The sequence below is a fragment of the Leptospira kanakyensis genome (genome assembly GCF_004769235.1).
Taxonomy (GTDB): Bacteria; Spirochaetota; Leptospiria; order Leptospirales; family Leptospiraceae; genus Leptospira_A; species Leptospira_A kanakyensis.
Genome location: NZ_RQFG01000019.1, coordinates 78,711 through 102,169, shown reverse-complemented (window position 1 = coordinate 102,169; position 23,459 = coordinate 78,711). Strand labels below are relative to the sequence as shown.

Below are 23,459 nucleotides of genomic sequence, written 5' to 3'. Positions count from 1 at the left end.
CCCATTCTCTCTTGACAATCTCACCCGACCCACGAGCCTTACCCTAGTGATCCGTCGGCATGCCCTTCGGACGTACCAATGACATAAGGAAATCCATGAAAGTCCACGAATACCAGGCCAAAGAAATCCTACGTAGACACAATGCCAACGTTCCCTTCGGAAAGGTCATCGACACAGTCGGTGATTTCGAAAAGGCATATAGCGAAGTTGTCCAAAAATCACCCGTAGTGGTGGTGAAAGCCCAAATCCACGCTGGTGGACGAGGAAAAGGTGGCGGTGTCAAGGTTGCCAAAACCAAAGAAGACGCCAAAGCTGCTGCTGAGAGAATTCTCGGGATGCAACTCATCACCCCTCAAACCGGTGAAGAAGGAAAAAAAGTTCTAAAAATCTATTTGGAACAAGGTCTTGAAATCGCAAAGGAATACTACCTTTCCATTCTACTCGATCGTGCTTTCCGTAAAACCATCATCATGGCTTCTACCGAAGGTGGAATGGAAATCGAGGAAGTTGCAGAAACTCACCCAGAAAAAATCATCAAAATACAAATTGATCCAGGAATCGGAATCCAAGGTTCTCAAATCCGTGAACTCGCGTTTGCTTTAGGAATCCCAGCGGAGGCGCAAAAGTCCTTCTCTGCTCTTGTAAACTCAATTTACAATGCATACATCAAAGAAGATGCAGCGTTATTGGAAATCAACCCCCTCATCCTAACAAAACAAAACGAAATCGTTGCCGGTGACTGCAAGATGGACTTGGATGAAAACGCACTCTATCGCCACCCTGAAAACGAAGCTCTTCGTGATATCTCCGAAGAAGATCCGTATGAAGTAAAAGCAAAAGAATACAACCTCAACTACGTTAAGTTAGATGGTAACATTGGTTGTATGGTAAATGGTGCCGGTCTTGCTATGGCAACTATGGACATCGTAAAGTTAGCTGGTGCTGAACCTGCAAACTTTTTGGACGTCGGAGGTGGAGCAAACCCTACTACTGTAGAAAACGGTTTCCGTCTTATCCTTTCTGATCCAAACGTAAAAGGTATCTTTGTAAACGTATTCGGTGGTATCGTTCGTTGCGACCGAGTGGCTCTTGGAATTATCGAAGCTACGAAAAAGGTAAACGTATCGGTTCCAGTAGTGGTTCGATTGAAAGGAACCAACGCGGAAGAAGGAAAAAAAATCCTGAACGAATCCGGTATGAACATTGTGGGAGTGGAAGGACTCCGTGAAGCGGCAGACAAAATCGTCTCCCTAATCAAAAAATAGGAACTATAAAACATGACTGTATTAGTTGACGCAAACACAAGAGTAGTCGTCCAAGGGATCACCGGTAAGGAAGGATCCTTTCATGCGACTCAAATGTTAGAATATGGTACAAAAGTGGTTGCAGGGGTCACTCCAGGCAAAGGCGGACAAACCTGGACTTCCGAAACTGGAAAAACAGCTCCGGTTCGTAATACCATTAAAGAAGCGATGATCCAAGATGGTGCAAACGCTGCCATTATCTTTGTTCCACCTCCATTCGCAGCGGATGCGATTTTGGAAGGAATCTTTGCTGAGATCCCACTCGTAGTGTGTATCACAGAAGGAATTCCGACTCACGATATGCTAAAAGTATATAGTGTACTTCGTAATTCCAAAACCAAACTGGTTGGACCAAACTGCCCTGGGGTCATCAACCCTCTTCATAAAGTGAAAATGGGAATTATGCCAGGTTTCATCCACACTCCAGGAAAGATCGGGATCGTTTCTCGTTCTGGAACTTTGACTTATGAATCCGTTGCTTCCTTAACTGCGGCAGGTCTTGGCCAGTCCACTTGTATCGGAATCGGGGGAGACCCAGTTCCAGGAATGAACCACACAGAAGCGGTTCGTCTTCTCAACGAAGATCCAGACACTGAAGGAATCGTAATGATTGGTGAGATCGGTGGAACTTCGGAAGAAGAAGCTGCTGCTTACATCAAAGCTCATGTGAAAAAACCCGTGGTTGGTTTCATTGCAGGCCAAACAGCTCCTCCAGGAAAACGTATGGGCCATGCCGGTGCGATCATTTCTGGTGGAATGGGAACCGCTACTTCTAAGATTGCTGCGATGCAAGACGCTGGTGTCAGCATCTGCGCGCACATTGGGGAAGTTGGCGATAAAATGAAGGCTGCCCTTAAAAAATAAGGGTTTGCCTCAAAAAAAAAACAGCTATTCAAGGGGAATGGGGAGTCTGAATTAAGAGTATGGAACAACGTTCATGGGTTTCAAGTACATTGATTCTCCTCGTTTCCGTGGGCCTTTTGGCTGCGGAATCTGGAGATAAGGGATTTACACTTAGCTTACAAGACGCAGTCAAGTATGCCATAGAAAACAACCGCGAGGTCATGCAGGCCCGTCTAGAATTGGCAAAAGCTGACACAAACCTCATGAAGTTTGAGGGAAAGTATTCTTGGCGAGCCCTTTCTAAAGCGGAATTGGATGAAAAAAAATTCCCTTTCAACCAAAACAACATCTTTACGGGAACGAAAACCCAAACCACTACTTACAGTGCTGGACTTGAGAAACTTTTCACAACAGGAACCTACTTCAAATTAGAAGCGAAGTCACAACGTTTTGACTCGAACGCTTTTGAAGATCCGAATAAAACTCCTGCTGGATTTACCGCTCTTGGCCTACCGCCTTTATATACTGATACCCTTTCCGTAACCATTGCACAAGATTTACTGAAAAATGCTTTTGGTGCCAATGAAAGGAATATGGAAAAAATCCTTGAAAACCAAACAGAGATCATGCGCGAGCAAATGGAAGACCAAGTCGCAAACAAAGTGGTTGCCACTCTTGTTGACTACTGGAACTACTCTGTAAAGGAATCAGGATACCAAACCTTCGAACAACTTTTAAAAAATACAAAGAACGTTCGTGACCTAACCATTCGCAAACAAGGACTCGGACTTTCGGAAAGTTTTGAAGTCAACCAGTGGAACGCCCTTCTCTCCCAAGTGGAAGGACAGATGGCTCAGGCAGTTGCGGAAAAAGAAGAAGCACGAAGAAAACTCATTCGTTCACTGAACCTTCCAGAGGACACTGTTTTCCAAAAAACATCTCCACTATCAGAAACTCTACCAGCAAAATTGGATTACCAATCTGATATTGATTACGCATACAAACATAGAGCTGACTTCAAAGCCATTGTTCGTAAAAAAGAAAATGCAGAACTTTCAATGAGAACTGCTAAAAATGAAGCCCTTCCTTCTTTGAAAGCAGCAGGAACTTACGGATACCAAGCGCAAAATACCATCAGTCCTCAAAACAATTATACTGACAAAGGTGCGGGAGTTTTTTCTTACCAATACCCTGTGATGCAAGGATCTTTAGACCTAAGTTACCCTATTATGGACAAAGGTGTGAAGGCTGGAATTCGTGATGCAGAAATCCAAAAACGCCAGGTATCTTTGGAAGAAGCAGACCTGACAAAGGCTGTTTCTGATGATGTCAAAACAAGAATCGATATTTTAAAAGCATCTTTCCAAGTGATGGAAAATGCAAAACGCACAGAAGAAGAATCTAAAAAATACTACAACGGTGTTTTACGTTCCTTCCAACAAGGAAGGTTCAATGCACTGGCGGTCAAAAATGCTTTAGACACACATGTGCAAGACCAATTATCCCTTGTCCGAGCGAAAGTTGACTATAATATCAATTTACACAGATACTATGTTGCTAAGAATGCTTTGTTTGAAGAATACGGAGTGGAAAGATCCAAACTCCTACCTGAAAATCTTTAATTAAAGAAACGGGAGAATCATTTGATTAGATCCCGTGTATTTCTTGCTCTTGGCCTTCTTTTCTCTTTCATTGTCATTGTTACTTATGCCTTTGTTGACTTTCGTGAAAGAGAAGACAAGGCCTATGACCTCTACCAATCGGAATCCTACTTAAAAGTTCTAAAACTCTATGCCGATACAGAAATCCCATCCAGTGAATTAGAACTTACCATACTTTCACAAACCATCTCTCAATTAGAAAAAAAACTAAACGAAAAGGCCTCCTCTCAAGACCTTATTTCTTTTTTCAAAAAACGTTCTGTTACCAAACTCATCGAATGGGAAACAACGAGAGGGACTTATTACCATATCGAAGATCCTTATCTGTCCCATTTAAAAAAACATGGGGATGGATACAAAAGAGCACTCATCACAAAAATTGGAACCTTATCCAAACCCATTCCAAAACGTGAAGTCACTCACCTCCTCCTCTTACTCATCTTAGAAGACCCAAGGGGAATGGAGGAAAGTTTCAGTCGGTCACTGGCAAACCTACTCAGTTTTCCTTTTGAACCAATCGGTGAAATTGAATCTGAATTTTTGCTCCAGAGTCTTCACTTTCTCGCGAATACACAAAACACTCTTTTATCTCACCAAATCGCTGTAATCCGAGGAAAAAATGTAAACCTCAGGAGTGGCCCTGGGCGCGAAAATGCGGAAGTGGGAAAAATCAGCGAACCAGAACTTAGTTTTTGTTTAGAAGAAGATGCAGGTACAGAAACCATCGCTGGCCATAACGGTCACTGGAAACGTTGTTACTTTCCTAACTTACAAAAATCGGCTTGGATCTTTTCTGGATTTTTAACCGAAGTACCTCCGAATCCAAACATCGTGGCCGAATTTGAAAAAAGATTTAAGGCCGTAGACAATGAGATCCGAATTGACTTTGAAGGTTGGAACGGAAATCAAATCCCTTCCACTTTTTTCGGGAATTACATCCCCCGGGAATCCGTCCGAGTATCAGGAGAAACGGGGTTTCCTATCTATGGCAAAACAAAAGAATCCAAGGTAACCCAAAGGATTTGTAAAAAACTCTCAGGTGATAAGAACTACTTTGAATTTTCCTTTAGCCCTACGGATTCTGAAGTTCCCATCAGTTTTTTAGAACTCCATTTAAACTACGACAACCAGGAACACCTTGCCTATTCCATATCCTTGGATAAAGAATCCATCTGGGTAAATAAAAATCGATATGTCCTCGACGGCGAAAAAAGACGAGAAAATCTGTCCTTACACATTGAATCCCGCGATGGGGACAAATGGAACGCTAGCCTTTGGAGGCGAAACACAGGACTCATTCAGTCCATTCGTTCCTTACCTATGGATGAATCGGCCTTACAATCTGGTCGTTACTCCTGGGAAATTTGTCTCCCACTCGTAAAAGAACCAAACCGGGAACAAGTGTTACTCTTTGAAATTAGAACAGGAATCCATTAGAGGGGGAAAATTTATGGCTACCTACGATTACCATTGCCATACATGTGGAAAAGACTTTGAACACGTTCAATCAATGAAAGACGATGCACTGACCCTGTGCCTCTGTGGAAAAAATGGATCTGTCGAACGCCGCATTTCTGCTAGTGCCGGAATCATTTTCAAAGGATCTGGATTTTACGTAACAGATTATAAAAAAAATAGTTCCACTCCTGCTTCCAGCAGTGGTGATTCTGGATCCACGTAAGGTTTTTCTTTGGCACCCAAAGGCCGATTAGCCATTATTGCTGGTGGTGGTGAACTACCTCATATCGGAATGTCAGAGGCTCTGGCAGCAGGAGAAGATCCTTTATTTTTGGGACTCATTGAATCCGATTTCGTCCCGAGAGAACACAGTGCACGGACAATCCCTGTGCATATCACCCAAGTGGGTAAAATTCTCAAAACCATCCAAAAAGAAAAAATCACTCGGATTTTAATGCTTGGAAAAGTTCGTAAAGACCTTCTCTTCCAAAAACTCAAATTTGATTTAAAAGCCCTTGCCATCCTTGCTCGCACCATCAACCGCAATGACTATCCTATCTTTCTTGCGATTGCCGATGAATTCGAGGCCATGGGTGTGAAGGTGATCTCCCAAAAGATCTACCTACAATCTCTCCTCCTTCCCGAAGGAAGATACACCCCTAAAAAGTTTAGCTCCCAAGAACTAAAAGACATCGACTTTGGAATGTTTTACGCCGAAAAAATGGCAGATTTAGATATCGGACAAATGGTTGTGGTTTGTGATGAATCGGTAATTGCTGTAGAAGCAGTGGAAGGAACCGATGAAACCATCAAACGGGGTGGTCTGTATACCAAAAAGAAAGGAGATGCGGTTGTTTGTAAAAGCCCAAAAGCCAAACAAGATGATCGTTTTGACTTACCCACCATAGGAATCCATACCTTCCAAATGATGCTCGAAAGTGGATGTAAAACACTTTGTATACGAGAAGGAGAAACTTTAGTAGTGGATCCAAAATCTGCAATTGAATTTGCCACCAAACACAAATTAAATTTTTGTGTTATAGGAAAAAGTGGAAGTAAGGTTCTCAATGGTAACCAAAAAAAAATCCCATAATTATGAGTCAGACAAAAACATCCTAGTCATTGCCGGAGAACATTCTGGTGATTTACTGGGGGCCGACCTATTACAAGAATTGTCCATCCTAGAGCCAGAATACAAATTCTACGGAATTGGTGGGGAGGGAATGATCGGGCACGGCCTAGAGTCCATGGAAGAGTTGGAACAACTCAGTGTGATTGGATTTTCCGAAGCCCTCAAAAAATATAGTTTCTTAAAAAAGATATTCTATCGTGTTCTAGAGGAAACTAGCCGTAGACCAACCAAACTTGCCATTTTAATTGATTACCCCGGCTTTAACCTCCGTTTGGCGAAAGAACTAAAACAAAGAGGGATTCCATCCGTTTTTTATGTATCCCCTCAGATTTGGGCTTGGAAATTCAACCGGATTTATTTTATCAAAGAACAAATTGCTTTGATGCTTACCCTCTTTCGATTTGAAGAAGAGATTTATACAGAATACGGAGTAAATGCTAAATTTGTGGGTCACCCCATCACCAAACGAATTCCTGAAAAATTAAAAAAGGAACCGGTGATCACAGAAAAACTTCCTGACTCCCACCATGGATACAGTGTGGGACTACTCCCTGGTTCCAGAAAGGGAGAGATTCGGAGGCTGATTGATCCGATCCTCGGAACGGCCGCCCTCCTCCACGAAAAGTGTAAATTGGAAAAAAAGAAAATAGTATTCCTTCTTCCAAACATCAATGCAAAGGAAGAATCTTTTATCCTAGAAAAAATTGAAGCATTAAAACAAGTCCATCCAGACATCCAAATCCATTACTTATGGAATGCGTCCCTTCGTGTGATGGAAACAAGCGACCTCCTCCTCATTGCTTCTGGAACAGCAACTTTGGAAGGATTGTACTTTGAAACACCGATGGTGATTCTTTATAAGGTGAGTCTGTTTACTTATCTTTTAGGATCCCTTCTCATGCGTTCCAAATTCATTGGACTTGCCAATATCCTTTCCGGTGAGGAAGTCTGCCGGGAAATCACTCAAAACGAATGCCAACCAAAGTATATTTTCGAGGAGGCATGGAAAATCCTTTCTAATGCCAAACTTCGAAATAAAATGAAAGGGATTTTAAGGGATGCGAAAGAAAGAGAACTAGGAACTACCAATGCTTCCAAAAAGGCAGCAAAGGAAATCCAATCACTCCTGCGTTCCCTTTCGAATTAACCGCACCACTCGATTTTCCCAAGTTCCAATCCAGGATTTGGGTTTCAGGTCTGAATACAAAAAATACCCTTTGATGGTTTCTTCATCACTGGGTCGCAGGCGAATTCCTACGGAATCCAATTCCAAACTAAGGCCTTCTGTTCCATTCCAAAGCACAGTCTGATCTTCCGGTTGGATTTTGATGATATGAGTTTTATTTTCCCATTCCAAAACCCACTCCCCACCAAACGCCGGTAAACGAGAAGCCTCTGGAGCCGTATCAGCAGGATTTTTTTTATCCTGACAACCAATTGAAAATAAGAATAAAAAAAGAATACTTAGAGAAACTATTTGATGACGCATTTATTTTCCTCTTCTGAAAAACTAAAAGTTCCCCGGGATTCGCCGACGAGACCATAAGTCGTAAAACCATAGTTTCCATTTTTATTATTTCCGTATCCTTTCAGATCCAAAGATTCACTGGAAACCACCAGGTTCGAAATATAATCCATATCCGAATACCGACTCAAATCAAATTCCATTTGAAATGGTTTTTTGAAAGGAGTGAGATCCATTTCTAATTTAGAAACTAAATCAGCTTCTTTAAAACTCACTCCAAATAATTTTAGAAAATAAGAAGTTCTAGCATCTTTATGTAAGGTATAATAATCGCTTCCAATGCTATTAAAACTATAATCCAAACTGACTTCGGAAGGTTTCAATTCCGCACCACAAAGATGCATCCAAGGATCAGACCAAGGATATTCATTCAAAAACAAACTAAAACCAAAGTTGGGAGTTTTACTCGCAAAATAGGAAACCATAGAAACCTTGGAACCTGTATTTCCCAAAGCCAAATTGAAATTCATTCGCCCGTCTCTCACTTGAAGATTCCCTTTGGATTCTCCGAGAGATTTTGACCCACTATATGGAAAATAATTTCCAACAGCAATTCCTAAGTCCAAGTTCATGGATTCTAAAAAGTATTTATATACCTTTGTTTGGTAAAAGTATTCTTCTGGGATTAATTTCTCCTGGCGTTCCCTGATTTCTTCCAAGGTTTCTTTTTTCCAGTCTTCATACAAAGGTTTCCAATCATTGGCTGTAAAATCTGCCGTTTTGAAATTAAGTTTCGTTTTTGAATTTAATGGATAATAAAAACTGCCATCTGTTTTTTTAGACCTGCCCCAAACGTTCACTCCTCCCCCAGAAAGATGAGAAGGTTTACCAAAAAGCATAGAATCAAAATTCAAATTCCATTCATTGCCTTCGAGTAATTTTAGGTTTAAGTTTCCATTTTCGATTTGTAAAAGTTTAGAATCCCATTCGATTTCTGATCCGACAATTTCCCCAAGCAAACGAAACCATTTGTTTTTATCCCCCGTTTCCGTGAGATCTAAATTCCCTTTGAGATTACCGGTCAAAGGTAGAATAAAATTTCCAGATACGTCAGAGATTCGCTCCGTAATTCCTTCTAGAGATTCAATTTGAAATTCAAAATGACGATCAAGCACCGGTTCTTTAATGGTTTCTTTTTTGACTGAGGTTTTGATCCGAAAGTCTGTGCCTAAAAATTCTCTATCTTCTTTGTTTTCTGTGAATAAAAACACTTCTCGGAACCGGAATCCATCCAGAATGTAGTTTTCAAAAAATGGAAGGGGAATGAGTGAATTTTCAAACTCCACATCTCCGCTCGCAGTAAATCCGGACACAGGATCACGAACCACTTTCCCTTCTCCCGATAGGACAGCAGAATGTACATTGGAACCAAACAAGTAATTGGTAAGTATTATGGCTTCTTCTGATGGATAATTTTTCCATTGGAATTCAAATTGGAACTCATCCAAATTTGTATCAGAAAACTGACCTTCACCCTTAATGCGAGTTGTGTTCGGAATCCAAAACCAACCATTGTTATAGGAAAGGTATAATTTTTTACTTTTACGTTTTAAAACAATGTCCCAACCTTCTTTCCAATCCACCAAAGTGGAATCGTTTTGTTTGAAGGTGAGCCTTGCATCATGAAAACGAATGTCTTTTAATTTGTTTTTTTGCGCATATTCGATGAGTTGATTTCTTAAACTTACGTTTTCATTCAAAACCAAATGAGGACTATAAAAATCAATTTGTTCGACTGTAGGAGATTCTTTAAAGTAACTGGAAAGACGAAAGGTTACCTTTTTTACCTTCAACATATGATCGTTAAAGGAAAAGTCTTCTTCATTCGAAACCACTAGATCCTCAATGATAAGACCTTCTCTGAGCGAAAAGTCTAACACTCCAATATCAACCGCCTTCCCTAGTTCTTTATTGATGGTAAAAGAAACAACCTTCCGCAGTTGGACAAGTGGGATGCGGTAGTTTCGAAGGTAAAACTCAAGGCTATAGTAAAGTAGGACAAAACAGAAAAAAACAAACCCTAGTGCTAAAAATGAAAATAGAACCCGTTTGTTTTCACGGATTCTATTGATTACGTTTAGAAAGGATAACCTATACTGAGATAGGCGGTAGGAAGAAAAGATCCGTTCCAAAAGAACTTAGAGTTTGCCCTCCGGCTGCAACACTTCCAAACATTCTTTCTGAATGGATTTCAGAGTTTCGTTGTTTGGAAATTCTTCCAATCCTAAATTGGCAACTTGCAAACCTTTTTGGTAAAAACCTGTGTTCTTATACTCAAAGCCCATTTTTAAATAAGTCTTTGCAGCAGTTTCATAATAGAATTCGTCTTTTTTCTGATTCCCTTTGGTGTAAGTTTTTGTGAGGGTCGCAAGGGCCGGATAGTATTCCCGTTCCGCCACAAGGGACTGTACCACAAGTTTTTTACGTTCCATTAGGTTCGCATTTTTATCCAATTTTTCGGATTGGTTTAAAAATTGAATGGCTTTGGAGTATTCATTTTTTCCCACATAGGCCTTACCCATAGTGAGGTTCCACTCAGAGAGTTGGACTGGGTTTGATTTTGCTTGGTTTACTTGATTGAGAGTAGAAATGGTCTCATCATATTTTCCAAGATCGAGCAAAAGTTTTCCCTTTCGGATGATTAATTTGTCTCGGGATTCGTCAGATAGTGTAGAGGATTTGAGATCAGCATCGATAGATTCGATTTGGGCCAAATGAGACCCTGTATTGACTTTGGAAACTCCTGTTCTTTGGTTTCCTTGATTTGATGCACAATTTTCAAATGCCACTACCATCGTAAAAATGAGGGTGAGTGGGAGAATCGATTTCATTAGCCTACCTTTAGTTTGTCTAATTCCTCTAAGAAATTCTTAGTTTCTGTGTCTCTATCCTTCGTTTCCATAGGGAAAAAAAGAACAGCGTCCTGAGACAGCTCATTTAAAAACCGAGAGGGGGCACTCTCGATTTGCTCCCCAAATTTGCGTCTTGTACGAGCCGAAGTCAAGTACAATTTTCGCCTTGGGCGAGTCATACCCACGTAGAGAAGGCGTCTTTCTTCATCGACCACTTCTCCTTCTTCTTCTATAACACGTGAGTTCGGTAAAATTCCCTCTTCTAGGCCAACTAAAAAAACTAAATCGTATTCCAGACCTTTGGACTGGTGCATGGTCAGAAGTTGCACCCTCCTGTCTTCCTCGTCCTCTTTGGGCTCGTCTTCCATCAGGAGCACAAGCCTCTGTAAGAAGTCAAAAATCGTTGCCTTGCCCTCGCGGCCCTCTTCTTCTTCAAAAAAGGACAACATATTCACAAGTTCACTCAAATTGTAAATCCGAGCTTTGACCACTTTCTCCTCGGTTTCTTCCATGGAGATTTCCCGCTCAAAACCAATTTGGGTGATCATTTCCCGAAGCACAGGCGAAAGTTTCGGCGACATGGCAAACTTCTTTTTGAAAGCATCTACCATTTCTACGAATTGGTAGATTTCTTGTCTGACCTTAGCTTTAATTTCGGGCAAATAGTCAGGACTCTCAATCATTTTATGGAAGATTTCATAAAGAGAAAGTTTGTGAGTGAAGGCTTCCTCTTGGAGTTTTTGCATAGTGCCTGGGCCAATCCCACGTTTGGGGTAATTGATGATTCTGAGGAGAGAGTAATCATCCTTAGGATTTGCCACATAACGCAAGTAAGAAATACAATCTCTGATTTCTTTCCGATCAAAGAAATTATATCCCCCCACTACTTTATAGGGAATGCTACGATTTCTAAGTTCTTCTTCAAAAGGGCGAGATTGGAAATTTGTCCGAAATAAGATGGCGATTTCTTTTCCCTTAAATTCATTTTTGATGAGTAGGGTTTGGATCCTTCCAGCCACAAAAATGGCTTCTTCTCTTTCGTCGGCGGTTTCATAGTATTCCACTCGTTCTGCTGAAGGGATACGGCTATATAAAGTTTTTTCCTTACGGCCTTTGTTGTTTTGGATGAGTGAGTTTGCGGCTTGGATGATGAGTGATGTCGAACGATAGTTTTCAAGAAGCCTCACCACTTTTGCATGAGGGAATTCCCTTTCAAAGTTGAGGATGAGTTGGACATTGGAACCGCGGAAAGCATAGATACTTTGGTCGTCATCCCCTACCACACAAAGGTTGTCACTTTTGCCCCGAAATAAAGATAAAAACTCGTATTGGAGTTGGTTTGTATCTTGGAATTCATCCACCAGATAATATTCGTGTTTTCTTTGGTAATAGGCTGCAATTTCAGGAAACTCAGCTAACAGACGTTTGGGAAGTAAAATCAAATCATCGAAGTCGATGGCATTTTTTTCTTTGAGACCATCTTCATACATAGAAAAAACTTCTGCTGCAACTAGATCCAATTCTCCCGTAAGGCCATTGTCTCTTGGATGGACTTGTGTGTTTTTAGCATAAGAAATACGACGTAGGATTTCTTTTGGGGGAACTTTTTTAGGATCCAAACGTTTGGACTTCAATAGGTCGGAAACAAAGGCTTCCTGGTCAGTTCCATTGAATAACAAAAAGGTTTCGTTATATCCAAGTTTGGTAATATGTTCTTTTAGGATTTTTAAACCTAATGAATGGAAGGTAGAAAGTGTGATTCCTTTTAGTTTTTCCCGAGGAACCATCTTACGAAGCCGTTCGGCCATCTCTTTGGCACTTTTATTGGTAAAGGAAAGGGCCACAATTTTGCCAGCAGGGATTTTTACCCCTTCCACCATATGAGCAATCCGGTTGGTGATGACCCTTGTTTTTCCAGAACCCGCACCGGCGAAGACCAAAAGGGGTCCTTGGATGGTGGAGACTGCTTCCATTTGTGCCGTATTCAATTTCATTGGGAGACCGGTAAGGGACATAATCTTGGTAAATCCGATCCGGTCGAGTGAAAAACGGCTGTTCTTTATTACTTAGGAGCTGTTTCCTTCCAAGATTTGTTTTGGCCATGGAAGTTTAAAAAACTAACAAATACAGGATCTTCTTCCACTGGCAAAACGGAGCGAAACCGAATCCAATCCAGAGTCGTAAAAAGTGCCATTTCCGAAAGTCCCGTTTTCCCATCGGTAAAGAAAAAATGACCATTTAACTCGCGTTTGATATAGTCAAGAATGGAACTGATGCGGAGTGCATTTTTTGTGAGATAAGGTGCAGCATCAGGTTTGATCCCTTCTTTGTTTAGATAAAATAAGAGGATGGCATTGTCGAGTGCCTGGTCAATGGCTGTTTGTAAATTTGTCTCTCGGTAATGGTGGGATCCAGTTTTAGATCGAAGGTTTCCGAATCCCTTGGTTTCAAAAATGTAGTCAGTGATGGTATGGCTGTCCCAGATTTTCACATCATCAATCTCTGCATAAGGAACTTTCCAAAGAGGGTTTTTTTCCCGTAATTCTTTTTGGCCTGTCTCCGTCATTGTGTCCACAAGGGTAAATGGAATTCCAAGTTCCAGACAAAGAAAACGAATCCGTCTTACATAAGGAGAGGTGATGCTACCATATAATTTCATATAGAGATAGTATTCTCCATCCCTTCCATCCTTCAACAGTAAGATTTTGATAATTTTAAAAAAGTGAGAAAATCTCTATACAATTCCCGGAATCGAAATTTCCCTTGTTCGAAGGAAATCAAAATGAAAGAAAGAAAAAACTGGAAAGACCTATACCCTACTCCTATTTATACCCTTGCCAGTTTTGATATCCAACTTCCCAGATCCGAAGAAGAAAAAACATACTATGTATTAAAATCTAAAAACTGGGTCAACGTAGTTCCCGTCACCAAATCAGGTGAGATTCTACTCATCAAACAATACAGACATGGAATTGGTGAGATCAGTTTAGAAATCCCTGGAGGGATTGTGGATGAAGAAGGCCCTGGTTCCGAACTGGAATCGGCCATCCGAGAACTTAGAGAAGAAACAGGATATGCCACAGATCTTTCCAAATACAAATTACTTTCTAAGTTTTCCGGTAACCCAGCTATGTTTACCAATTGGTCCTATTCCTATGTTGCGTACGATGTAGAACTTGTTCACGAAGTAGAATTTGATGAAGGTGAGGACATTGAAATTGTTTTAAAAAAACCAGAAGAAGTAAAACGATTGTTACTCGATGGTGTCATCCATCATCCCCATATGGCAGCGGCCCTTGGGATTTATTTTTTACAAACCAAGTAACAACCTAACGAATGTAGAGTTTTTTACTAACTACCCCTCGGAGATTTACATTCATTCTTTAGTGAATTCTAAAAAAACAAATCAAAACTATATTTAGAAAAATCCCCAAGAATCTCGAAATTGCTGGAAAATTAAACATTAGTTTGAGACAGTATGTATATGAGAAAGTCCATCACACAGTCAATCCTAGTACTTATCATAGTATTCAGTCAGTTTTCGCTTTTTGCGGAAGATGGTGAAACTTTAGAGCCCATTACCATTACAGTCCAAAAGGGAGAAACCCTTTCTCTCATTTCAGAAAGACATCTTTCTGATCCAAAACGCTGGCCAGAACTTTTAAAACACAATAAAATCCCAAACCCCGATCTGATCAAACCAGGTTTATCTTTAGTGGTTCCCGTTTTCCTTAGAAAACCTGTTGTCGGTGTCACTGAGTTTGTGATGGGACAAGTGGAATGGAATGGAACTGGTGGTAAAGGCCCTTGGGTTCCTTTGAAGTTAGGACAAGAACTCCATCCGAATGACCAAATCAAAACAACTGGAAAAGGAAAAACAGATGTTCATATCAATAACGTTGGTATGGTGCGAATTTTAACAAACAGTCATTTTGAAGTCAAAGGTGCTGAGAAAAAAGGTGGGGCGGTAACCGTTGCCCTGTTTAAAGGAAGTTTGGATGCAAAGGTCACAAAATCCAATCCACCGACAAACGAACACAAATTTAATATCGTAAGTCCATCTTCCACAGCGGGCGTTCGGGGAACTGAATTTAGAGTGGAATTAGATGAAAAACTAAGTTCTACTATTTCCTGTTTTGAGGGAGTGGTAGATGTTGCTGCCCAAGGAAAAACAGTAGAGTTAAAACAAGGAATGGCTACTTTTGTTGAAAAAGGTAAGTCTCCTGTACAACCTTATAAAATTCCCGAAGCACCTCGCCTCAAAGAAGAATAGAAGGAATATGAATCGAAATTTTTTACTGATCCTTGGAATTGTTTTTTTTACATTTAGTTCTCTAGTTTCTAAACCAAAAAGAGAACTTCGAATTGCAATCGATGCGGAAGCAGATGCCAATTTTGAATTGGAACTTTGGCAAGAAAAACCAAATGAGAATGGGGACAGCATTGCCCCCAAACCTCCTGAATCCATTCAGTTTAAAGGAAACAGAATTACGGTAACACCGAAGGATGACTTTGAATACTTCCGTGTTCGTAGACTTGGTGAATACGGAGCCAAAGGATTTTGGACCCAAGTGTATTCGACAAATGTGGATCCTGGTTCCCCTCTTTCTGTTCCCAAAGAATATGTTGCTACCAAAAAAGTTTTTGTTCCCAAACAAGAACCGAAAAAAGCCACTTCTGTAATTTCAGGTGATAGTTTTGTCATCGTGAAAGACAAAGAACAATCAATTCGATATCTGACAAAAGACCATCTAACACTCAATCCTAGTGATGATGCCTCGGGTGTTGCTGAAGTACGTTATCGTATAAACGGTGGACATTGGAATTCCAGTAAAGCAATGACCTCAGTTCCAGTCCAAGAAGAAGGGAATTATAAGTTTTTGTATTTTTCTTTAGACCATGCTGGTAACAAAGAACCAATTCAAGTTTTGGACTTTATTAAAGACTCCACTCCACCAGAAACAACACTGGATTGGGTAGGACAAAGTGCAACCGGTAAGGGTGGAGTTAAATTCCTTTCACCAGAAACAAAACTTAAACTTACTTCCAAGGATCGTTTGAGTGGGACCAAAGACATTCTTGTTGCTTACACTTGTCAGTCGGGAAACCAATCCGAATTTAAACCATATACTGCTGAGATTTCGATTGTTGAGTTAAAAACAACATGTAAGGGATCCTTCCAATTGTTCTATTACGGAATTGACAACGTAGGGAATGAGGAAGCAGTCAAAACATTAAATTTCCAATTGGGTAGCGAATCCAATTAAGGTTCCAACTTAAAGATTGTCGATTGCCCCAAATTTAGGGCTTCTAAACACTGGCCTAAGAGATGAAGAAAAACCTTTCTTTGGCCATTTTCAAACACCGTGACTTTCGGTTTTTTATTGTCGCAAGATTCTTTATGGTTCTTGCGATCAATATCCAAGCTACCATTGTCGGGTGGCAAGTTTATGAACTTACAGGAAGTGTCCTCGACTTAGGCCTTGTAGGACTTTTTGAAGCAATCCCATCCATCGTCGTTGCCCTATATGCCGGACATCTCGCGGACTTAAGAGATCGTCGCAATATCATTGTTATCTGCCTCTTCTTTTTACTTGTTTGTTCTCTCACTCTTTTTGCATTCACCGGCCCTCTTTCTTTTTTACTCGATACCTACAAAGCTTATCCAATATTTTTAGTAATTTTGGTTTCTGGAATTGCGAGAGGGTTTATCTCTCCTGCTATTTTTAGTTTTGTCACACAACTAGTGCCAAGAGAACATTACCCACATTCGGCGGCTTGGATGGGAACCTCTTTCCAAGCCGGTGCCGTAATTGGCCCTGCACTCGGTGGGATTGTGTATGGAAGTTTTGGAATGCAGGCTGCGTATGCACTTGATTCCATTTGTATCGGACTCCCCTTTTTACTTTTCTTTTGGATCGCTAAACGAAGTCTTCCCGAACGAAAAGAAAAAGAAGCTTTAAAAGATAGCCTTCTCAAAGGCCTTCGTTTTGTTTTGAAAAACGAAATTATGTTAGGTGCAATGGCACTAGATATGTTTGCAGTTTTATTTGGAGGGGCCGTTGCCCTTCTCCCAGTATATGCCAAAGACATTTTATTTGTTGGTTCCGAAGGGCTTGGGTATTTGCGTGCGGCTCCTTCTTTCGGTGCACTACTCATGGCTTATTACCTCACATACAAACCACCTTTGGAAAAATCGGGGAGAGTTTTATTACTTTGTGTGTTTGGATTTGGGATCTGTATGTTGGTATTTGGGCTCTCTCAGTCCTTTCTCCTTTCCCTAGCCGCTTTATTTCTTTCAGGAGTTTTTGATAGTGTATCGGTTGTGGTTCGTTCCACCATCATGCAAACCATGACTCCAGAAGAAATGCGAGGGCGTGTGAGTGCGATTAATAAAGTTTTTATTGGTTCCTCAAACGAAATTGGAGCTTTTGAATCAGGAGTTTCCGCAAAATTTTTGGGTCCAGTGGGTTCGGTTGTCTTTGGTGGAGTTATGACCATCCTTGTTGTGTTTTTTACATTCCGTTTATCTCCTAAGTTGAAAGAATTGGAACTGAAAAACTGGGTTTAAAAATGCTTGGAAAATCTCTTTTGCAAGGAAAACTGGACAGGCCATGTCAGATTTGATCCATGATTCCAAACTTCCTGAAGACAAAAAACACGTTCTTGTTCTTCTCATACAAACAATGTTAAACGATGTGAACAAACAAATCACTCATTTAGGAATCAATAACTACATGAAACTCCAAGATGATATTGCGAAGATTTTACTTCCGATCATCGAAGACAAAATGGAGTGATCAGTCGTTAGAGCAGACGGGAGTTGTTTTTCCCATGACCTCCAACCGGTTCAGTAAAAATACCATCCATTCGGGTGGTTTATTTTTTTCCTTCGTATGACAAAAAGAAAGGGTTCCCTTTTCGGTATCCACCCAAAACCATAAATTTTTACCCCGCCAGAAATCGGTCTGGCCCAAAATCGTAGAATTCCCATCAGGCACAAAGGATTGTTTCGGATGTGATCCGTCCCAACTCGAAAAGGAAAGAACCTTTTCACCACTAGAAAGACTTACACTCGTTCCCAAAAAATAATTCTGCAGGACAAACCTTTCTCGTGACCCTTCCGATTCTTCCCAAATGGGATCTTTGGAGATGGAAGAAAATAAAAACCGATCGCCCATCCTATTTCTAATCATACCCGTTAAACCTAAACTTTGTTTATAAGCGTTAGAGATCGCATTGGAATTGTTATCAAAGATCCCTTCGCTATTAAAGAATACATTGGTTTGAAAGATTGAATTTTGGAATCTATGAATTGAATAAGATTTTAGTGAGGAATCTCCTTCTTGGTTGGTTGGATCAGAATTTACAGACAAATGAACCACTGGATTTGCCATCCATAAAATCCGCCTCCATTCCATAAGAAATTCACTAACGACAGTAGGATGCTCCATTCTTACAAAAACTTCTTTATTTTTATCCCTAGCCGATACAGAAAAATTATAAGATCCAGTATAAACAATTCGATCATCAATCATCATTGTTTTGTGGTGCAATAATCCACCCAAATAACGATCTTCTTTATAAACAAAATCAACATTTCCATCTTCCCAAATTTGCGAAGGGAAACTTAAATTTTTGCCTAGAAAAACACCTTCTGGATTGGTGGACATAGGACTGTTGTATATCCCTTCAACACGAACTCCGCGCTTACTTGCCTCCAACAATTTCAAACTAAGAACTGGGTCATAATGAGAATAAATTAAATACTTAATGGAGTGTTTTGCCTGATCCACTGCATCTAGTAACTGCTGTTGAATTTCGAGTCCAGCTTCCGGAGATGTGTAATATCTTAAAAAACCTAATTGAAAGAATCCTCTTGGATTTTTTCCCTCTAAAGTTGAAACCATCCCTTCAAATTCCTTTTCCGAAATGTTTTGAGCCCAATAAACGTTATGATCTGTCAATAATCCGTGGGTGGTAAAGTTTCCTGTTCCCATAAAAACACGAGTTTTGTCGATGATCCAAATTTTTGTATGATGGATTCCTGAACCTGACCATCTTTGGATTTCTAAACCAAAGGATTCAAGTTCCGAATAATCTTCCTCTTTGTCACCAAACAGTTGTACTTGTACGCCCATTCGTTTTTTCAAATAAAGTTCTGTGATGATTTCATAGTCATCTATGGAATAAAGATAAGCGCGGATCGAAATTTTTGCCTTTTTTATCTCTGAAAGTAAAACATCTTTCACTAGTCTTTTTTTCTCTTCGGCGACATCCCGACCAGGATAGGAAAAGTATAAGTCTGTGATTGGCATACTTGGGAATAAGAGAGAACTTAAATCTTGATTTTTTGGACTTTGACAGACTCCTATTAGTGAAAAAGAAAAAAACAAAAGACTAAAAAGAATCCGATTCATATTTGAAGTCTCCCAAAAACATATCCGAAGTTTGATTTGATTCCCATAGACTCTGGTAAAAATAAATTAGAGAATCCAAGTCCTAACTCAAAAGTAGATTCTTCCTTAAAAGAAAGTTCGAGAAGCCCTTCTCCAATGAAAAAAACTTCAAAATCCCGTTTCTGAAAACTAATCCGTCCATCCGTCTGCCCACTGAGTTTGTAAGGTAAAAAGTAAGATCCTACTAACTTAGCAACAAACTCACCATAGGTGAATTGTAAAACAAGTTCTGTCAGATACCCGAAACACCTACCTTCTTTCAAAGCAAAGTTTTTTTCAAAACCAGATTCAGTGACGGCAGCCGAAGGAAAGATCCGAAAGATTTGGGATAAATATGGAGTTTGAACAGGGTGGGCTCCCAAAAAAACAAAACCGTCTCGAATGATTTGATTTTTTGTATTCCTTTCTTCTCTATCTGATAAAAAATGAGAACTTCGAAAGAGAAAATCACCAAATCGTAGTTCGGCTCCCATTTGCAAAGCTTCCCCTGAAATTGGAATGGAATTCGGTTTTGCAGCCATTTTAGAACTGGTTCTGTCATTTCCCTTGGCCCAAAGAAAATCAAATTGAAGATTTAGAATTTCCAAATCCATCCCGAGTCCTAAATTTCCCGTGACTAAGGAATCACCGTCCGCTCCTGATGCTTTGGTTTCCCGAGGACTGTCCCTCGTATTCCGTCCAAAATTCCCTAACTCCAAATATTGTAACCCAAGGCGTAAGGTAAAATATTCTCCATAAACAAGACCAAAGGAATGTCTACGATGGTGGCTTCGTTTATTTTTGTTTGGCTGGGAGCCTTCGAGTTTTGATTCTTCCTCACCCAATACATCAGGAAGAAAAGAATGGAATCGATCTTTTTCAAATAACACTGCTCCCGAATACCGATCCCAAAGAAAAAACTGCAAAGTTAAATGCGAACTTGGTAAAAATTCGATAAAAGCACCCTCGCCTCCATCATACCCCGTTTGAAAGGCCTTAGGTCGGAACAAATGTTCTCTCCGTCCGATTCCAAAAAGAAATTTGGAAGTTTCATAACCTAAAAAATGATTTTTTCCCAAATAAAAAGGATGTAACCCCGTTTCCCTTCCCGTTGTGAGTTTGATTTCCAAATCCCAAACAATTTTATCTTTTTTGTTTTTGTCTTTGAGACCCACAAACATGGATTCGTTGGAAACTCGATTCAAATAAGACGAGTTTTGAAAGTTTTGCCCCATTCTACCCAAACCCAAATCCCAACCAGGAATTTCATTTGGCTTCTGTGTTTTAACTTCTTTTAAAAACAATTCATAACCAAGAATTCCGACCTCCACACCCACCGCATACAGCGGAGACACTCCAATTAACAGAGAGAATACGAAAAATAGAAAACCCCTGGTGAGTCTCAAAATTCCTCGCGAAAGATTTCGAAATCACTGAGAGACATACCTAAAGCATCTGACTTCAACCAAAGAAACTCACCTGTGGCAACCGTGATACGAAGCACCGAAAAACTTTCCTTGTGCCCAAAGGAAGAAATTAAAATGGATTTTGGACCTTGTTTTTTTCTAAGTTGGATGGACTCACCAGAAGAAATTCCATTTCCAATGGTGGCCGTGGTTCGAACAGTGAGGAGTAAATCCGATCCTTTTTGAAAGATTGGTAAATACCAGTCCTTACCATCAGGATCTACAATCCAAGCACAACCACCTGGGTTTAGAATGGTGGAATTGTACTGAAAACTCTGGCCCCCACTTCCCAATGGGGATAGGCTCGGAAACCGAGTTTGGTAAGACACAAGCTCATCTGTGTTTCCTTCATCCTCTACCAAATAAACAGACAAATCTTCTGGGTCATTTCCTCGGTTACAAAGATACACCCATTCATTTTGTGATTGGTGAGGGTTTGGATAAATGGCTTCAATTTGAATCGGGCCCTTTCTCTCTAAAAAACTTTTTGTTTTAATGAGTTTTGGATGAGAAAAATATGAATAAATTTGTTCTTCTGGAAAATGTGGAAGTGGAGATTCCAAACGAAGTTGGTAGAAATTGCCACCTAATGGTTGTAAAGTCGAAGAAACTTTCTCCGATCCATTTCCGATTAGAATTTCCATATCTTGTTCTAAGCTGAAGTTGGACAGATAGGTAAAAGCGGATGGTAACCTCTCTACTTCCAAACTTCTTTCTTTTCTCTGCCCTGGACTTCGAAAGGTTCCAGCACAATTGAGCGAAGGAACTAACGAACGAGAAAAGAAAATTGGATTAGGTTCTGGATGGAGTGAGCGAGTTCCGTCCATACTTTTTTCTCGAATGAAATTTGGATCCAGTGATAAGGTGATGGGGGCATTAGAACTTAAGTTTTGGTATCGAAGGGAACGAATCGGATGAGTAAAAAAATCTTCAGGGAGTCGGTAATTTCTTTCCCCGAAACAACCAGAAGGTTCGGTGACAAAGGTTAAAATTTCAGTACCATTTGGTTTCCAAAAGGAATAACGGTTGCCATTTTCTCTTTCAAAAGTAACAACTCCTTCCTCTCGTCCGAAAAACCCAAAGTCAAAAAACGGAGATGGGCCTGGATGGTATTCCATAAGTTCGGTAGAAATTTGGTTCACCAAACCCTCGTTTATCTTTCCTGGACTGATCTGAAAACCATAAGAGGACAAAAAGTGAGAACTATTCACTTGCGGATGAGGAGATTCATTTCTTAAATTTACTTGGATGGAGAATCGATTTTTTTCTTGGAAACGAAGTAGATGGAAATGGTAAGGGCTAGTTACAAATTCAGATTTTAATTTTGTTTTTCTGTCCTGAAAGTAGAAACTCGGAATTTGAAAAGATACCTTGGGAAGGGAAAATGGTTTTTCTTTTTCTAAAAGTTCTAACCCCACCCAAAGTTTTCTTGTGAGAAGAAAAATGGAACCTGTTGGTAAAACCCATTCACCAGCTGACAGAGGATAAAGGGAATGGTCAAAAAACCAATTGAGAGAAGATCCATCACATGTCCTTCCTGTGTTTTGAAATTCGAAATATCCTGGGATTGGCATCTCAGAATCAAAATGATTTCCGGGATAAAATTCTGTGATTTGGATTTGGTCGGGCTTGCAACCTGGCATGGTGTCTTCGTTTTCTTTTTTTTCTAAAGAATTGGGCAAACCTGGATTTCCACAAAAGATTTCTTCTGTTTTCCAAAAATTGAATTGGTTGCGACAGGATACGGAATGGGTTTGGGTTGTAAAAAATTCATTCCCTTGACGAAAAGAAAAATTAGAATCTCTAAATTCAGAATCACCCAAACGAACCCTAACATTTGTTCCAAGGCCTAAGAAAAAATCTTTGGGAATGGGAATTCCATGATATTTGGATTCATCTGAAAAAAGAAGGATCCCTCGCGGTAAAATCAATTTGGTTCTTTTAGAAAATAAATCAGACTGGAACGATTTCCAAGTTCCCTCGTTCTCCCAATCGATAGAGGAAAACCTGGGACAAAGAACTTTATCTTTTGGATTTTCCCATTCGATAAACCTTTGGTAAGAAGATTCGGAATGCCGAAATAGTTCGGAAACGACAGGCTCTGCGGGATCACACTCTGCCAGCCACTTTTCATTCTGAGTTTCAATTTGCTCGGCAATTTCTCCTAAATCTGGACAAGGGAATTCGAAAGTAAGGGTTCGTTGTTTGTTTTCAGATCCGGAGAAACTCTGGGATGGAAATACAACTTCACAGACTGCTTCTGTTCTCTGGATTAAGGTAGGATGAGGTAGTCCCAAGGTTTGGTAAGTGACAAGCCCACTGGACAAAATCTGCGAATCCCAAGAAAAAAGGTTCTCCAACTTTTCAGAATCTTTTTTCCATTTTCCCAATTCGATTGTGGAAGCCTGCCATCCCTTCCCACTCAGATTCCAATTTGGATATTCTAAAAAATCGTTTTCTAGTAAGGAAAATCCTTCGTTCCATTTCTGGAAAACGGATTCGTTTGTTTTCCAACAAATACGAAATTTACCACCTAACTCACGCCTGTATAGAGAAATGGGAAGGGAATGGATACAAAGAAGGTTTGAATCAAAACTAGTATAGTTTGTATTTTCTATTACGTCCCCGGTTTCTTCGATCGTTCCATATTGAAACTCAAACCGAGGGGTTTCGGTAAAACCATCACCAAACGGAAGAAAGGGGCTCTCTTCTTTATTTTGGCATCTGCATAAGAGAAATAAAACAAAAACTAGAATTTTTTTTTGCATCTCCTACCTCAC

The 23,459-nt window shown here is 40.2% G+C and carries 20 protein-coding genes; 12 read left to right on the top strand and 8 right to left on the bottom strand.

Annotated elements, in window-relative coordinates; all coding sequences use genetic code 11:
• Nucleotides 1-95: 95 nt before the first annotated feature.
• The 7 genes from sucC to lpxB are packed head-to-tail and all read left to right on the top strand — an operon-like array spanning nucleotide 96 to nucleotide 7,545.
• Nucleotides 96-1,265, top strand: coding sequence for an ADP-forming succinate--CoA ligase subunit beta (gene sucC, locus EHQ16_RS14755; protein ID WP_135603031.1), 1,170 nt, complete (start codon nucleotides 96-98; stop codon nucleotides 1,263-1,265).
• A 12-nt stretch (nucleotides 1,266-1,277) separates the two neighbouring features.
• On the top strand, nucleotides 1,278-2,168 hold the full coding sequence (sucD, locus tag EHQ16_RS14750) for a succinate--CoA ligase subunit alpha (RefSeq protein WP_135603032.1): 891 nt from the start codon (nucleotides 1,278-1,280) through the stop codon (nucleotides 2,166-2,168).
• 59 nt (nucleotides 2,169-2,227) lie between these two features.
• Nucleotides 2,228-3,769 (top strand): TolC family protein, encoded by a 1,542-nt coding sequence (locus EHQ16_RS14745; RefSeq protein ID WP_135633125.1) that lies wholly within the window; start codon nucleotides 2,228-2,230, stop codon nucleotides 3,767-3,769.
• 21 nt (nucleotides 3,770-3,790) lie between these two features.
• Entirely contained in the window at nucleotides 3,791-5,245 is a 1,455-nt protein-coding gene (locus tag EHQ16_RS14740; protein WP_135633127.1) for an SH3 domain-containing protein, read from the top strand.
• A gap of 13 nt (nucleotides 5,246-5,258) precedes the next feature.
• Nucleotides 5,259-5,489: an FmdB family zinc ribbon protein gene (locus tag EHQ16_RS14735; RefSeq protein WP_135633129.1), complete on the top strand. Its 231-nt coding sequence runs from the start codon at nucleotides 5,259-5,261 to the stop codon at nucleotides 5,487-5,489.
• Between the two features lie 9 nt (nucleotides 5,490-5,498).
• Nucleotides 5,499-6,359, top strand: coding sequence for an LpxI family protein (locus EHQ16_RS14730; protein WP_135633130.1), 861 nt, complete (start codon nucleotides 5,499-5,501; stop codon nucleotides 6,357-6,359).
• A complete protein-coding gene (lpxB, locus tag EHQ16_RS14725; RefSeq protein ID WP_135633132.1) occupies nucleotides 6,334-7,545 on the top strand; it encodes a lipid-A-disaccharide synthase in 1,212 nt (403 codons plus the stop codon). Before EHQ16_RS14730 ends, lpxB begins: the two co-directional genes overlap by 26 nt.
• Here the strand turns inward: lpxB and EHQ16_RS14720 are convergent.
• The 5 genes from EHQ16_RS14720 to EHQ16_RS14700 form a co-directional block, all read right to left on the bottom strand.
• Entirely contained in the window at nucleotides 7,519-7,887 is a 369-nt protein-coding gene (locus EHQ16_RS14720) for a hypothetical protein (protein ID WP_135633134.1), read from the bottom strand. The genes lpxB and EHQ16_RS14720 overlap by 27 nt on opposite strands.
• Nucleotides 7,872-10,055, bottom strand: a complete 2,184-nt coding sequence (locus tag EHQ16_RS14715; RefSeq protein WP_208742306.1) for an LIC_12586 family protein — start codon at nucleotides 10,053-10,055, stop codon at nucleotides 7,872-7,874. The genes EHQ16_RS14720 and EHQ16_RS14715 overlap by 16 nt, the downstream gene beginning before the upstream one ends.
• A 6-nt stretch (nucleotides 10,056-10,061) precedes the next feature.
• Nucleotides 10,062-10,754 carry an LIC12587 family lipoprotein gene (locus tag EHQ16_RS14710; protein ID WP_135633136.1) on the bottom strand — a complete coding sequence of 231 codons (693 nt, stop codon included), beginning with the start codon at nucleotides 10,752-10,754 and terminating at the stop codon, nucleotides 10,062-10,064.
• Nucleotides 10,754-12,769 (bottom strand): ATP-dependent helicase, encoded by a 2,016-nt coding sequence (locus EHQ16_RS14705; RefSeq protein WP_208742315.1) that lies wholly within the window; start codon nucleotides 12,767-12,769, stop codon nucleotides 10,754-10,756. Before EHQ16_RS14705 ends, EHQ16_RS14710 begins: the two co-directional genes overlap by 1 nt.
• A gap of 68 nt (nucleotides 12,770-12,837) precedes the next feature.
• A complete protein-coding gene (locus EHQ16_RS14700; RefSeq protein ID WP_135633139.1) occupies nucleotides 12,838-13,434 on the bottom strand; it encodes a glutathione S-transferase family protein in 597 nt (198 codons plus the stop codon).
• Nucleotides 13,435-13,557: 123 nt separating this feature from the next.
• Between EHQ16_RS14700 and EHQ16_RS14695 the strand changes: the two genes are divergently transcribed.
• The 5 genes from EHQ16_RS14695 to EHQ16_RS14675 all read left to right on the top strand — a co-directional run bounded on the left by EHQ16_RS14695 (nucleotide 13,558) and on the right by EHQ16_RS14675 (nucleotide 17,575).
• Complete coding sequence (locus EHQ16_RS14695; protein WP_135633141.1) at nucleotides 13,558-14,100, top strand: NUDIX hydrolase; 543 nt, start codon at nucleotides 13,558-13,560, stop codon at nucleotides 14,098-14,100.
• Nucleotides 14,101-14,259: 159 nt separating this feature from the next.
• Nucleotides 14,260-15,048, top strand: coding sequence for a FecR family protein (locus tag EHQ16_RS14690; RefSeq protein ID WP_135633143.1), 789 nt, complete (start codon nucleotides 14,260-14,262; stop codon nucleotides 15,046-15,048).
• A gap of 7 nt (nucleotides 15,049-15,055) precedes the next feature.
• On the top strand, nucleotides 15,056-16,042 hold the full coding sequence (locus EHQ16_RS14685; RefSeq protein ID WP_135633145.1) for an LBF_2017 N-terminal domain-containing protein: 987 nt from the start codon (nucleotides 15,056-15,058) through the stop codon (nucleotides 16,040-16,042).
• A gap of 62 nt (nucleotides 16,043-16,104) precedes the next feature.
• Complete coding sequence (locus EHQ16_RS14680) at nucleotides 16,105-17,346, top strand: MFS transporter (RefSeq protein ID WP_135633147.1); 1,242 nt, start codon at nucleotides 16,105-16,107, stop codon at nucleotides 17,344-17,346.
• A 43-nt stretch (nucleotides 17,347-17,389) separates the two neighbouring features.
• On the top strand, nucleotides 17,390-17,575 hold the full coding sequence (locus tag EHQ16_RS14675) for a hypothetical protein (protein WP_135633149.1): 186 nt from the start codon (nucleotides 17,390-17,392) through the stop codon (nucleotides 17,573-17,575).
• Here EHQ16_RS14675 and EHQ16_RS14670 read toward each other — a convergent pair whose 3' ends face one another.
• The 3 genes from EHQ16_RS14670 to EHQ16_RS14660 are packed head-to-tail and all read right to left on the bottom strand — an operon-like array spanning nucleotide 17,576 to nucleotide 23,447.
• Nucleotides 17,576-19,195: a phospholipase D-like domain-containing protein gene (locus EHQ16_RS14670; protein WP_135633151.1), complete on the bottom strand. Its 1,620-nt coding sequence runs from the start codon at nucleotides 19,193-19,195 to the stop codon at nucleotides 17,576-17,578.
• Nucleotides 19,192-20,619 (bottom strand): LA_2168 family protein, encoded by a 1,428-nt coding sequence (locus tag EHQ16_RS14665; protein WP_135633153.1) that lies wholly within the window; start codon nucleotides 20,617-20,619, stop codon nucleotides 19,192-19,194. The genes EHQ16_RS14670 and EHQ16_RS14665 overlap by 4 nt, the downstream gene beginning before the upstream one ends.
• On the bottom strand, nucleotides 20,616-23,447 hold the full coding sequence (locus EHQ16_RS14660) for an LIC11755 family lipoprotein (protein WP_135633155.1): 2,832 nt from the start codon (nucleotides 23,445-23,447) through the stop codon (nucleotides 20,616-20,618). Before EHQ16_RS14660 ends, EHQ16_RS14665 begins: the two co-directional genes overlap by 4 nt.
• Between the last annotated feature and the right edge of the window lie 12 nt (nucleotides 23,448-23,459).

Coding starts and splice junctions, on each gene's coding strand:
- sucC (WP_135603031.1), top strand. CDS start 96: ATGAAAGTCCACGAATACCAGGCCAAAGAAATCCTACGTAGACACAAT.
- sucD (WP_135603032.1), top strand. CDS start 1,278: ATGACTGTATTAGTTGACGCAAACACAAGAGTAGTCGTCCAAGGGATC.
- EHQ16_RS14745 (WP_135633125.1), top strand. CDS start 2,228: ATGGAACAACGTTCATGGGTTTCAAGTACATTGATTCTCCTCGTTTCC.
- EHQ16_RS14735 (WP_135633129.1), top strand. CDS start 5,259: ATGGCTACCTACGATTACCATTGCCATACATGTGGAAAAGACTTTGAA.
- lpxB (WP_135633132.1), top strand. CDS start 6,334: ATGGTAACCAAAAAAAAATCCCATAATTATGAGTCAGACAAAAACATC.
- EHQ16_RS14720 (WP_135633134.1), bottom strand. CDS start 7,887: ATGCGTCATCAAATAGTTTCTCTAAGTATTCTTTTTTTATTCTTATTT.
- EHQ16_RS14710 (WP_135633136.1), bottom strand. CDS start 10,754: ATGAAATCGATTCTCCCACTCACCCTCATTTTTACGATGGTAGTGGCA.
- EHQ16_RS14705 (WP_208742315.1), bottom strand. CDS start 12,769: ATGAAATTGAATACGGCACAAATGGAAGCAGTCTCCACCATCCAAGGA.
- EHQ16_RS14700 (WP_135633139.1), bottom strand. CDS start 13,434: ATGAAATTATATGGTAGCATCACCTCTCCTTATGTAAGACGGATTCGT.
- EHQ16_RS14695 (WP_135633141.1), top strand. CDS start 13,558: ATGAAAGAAAGAAAAAACTGGAAAGACCTATACCCTACTCCTATTTAT.
- EHQ16_RS14690 (WP_135633143.1), top strand. CDS start 14,260: ATGAGAAAGTCCATCACACAGTCAATCCTAGTACTTATCATAGTATTC.
- EHQ16_RS14685 (WP_135633145.1), top strand. CDS start 15,056: ATGAATCGAAATTTTTTACTGATCCTTGGAATTGTTTTTTTTACATTT.
- EHQ16_RS14680 (WP_135633147.1), top strand. CDS start 16,105: ATGAAGAAAAACCTTTCTTTGGCCATTTTCAAACACCGTGACTTTCGG.
- EHQ16_RS14675 (WP_135633149.1), top strand. CDS start 17,390: ATGTCAGATTTGATCCATGATTCCAAACTTCCTGAAGACAAAAAACAC.
- EHQ16_RS14670 (WP_135633151.1), bottom strand. CDS start 19,195: ATGAATCGGATTCTTTTTAGTCTTTTGTTTTTTTCTTTTTCACTAATA.
- EHQ16_RS14660 (WP_135633155.1), bottom strand. CDS start 23,447: ATGCAAAAAAAAATTCTAGTTTTTGTTTTATTTCTCTTATGCAGATGC.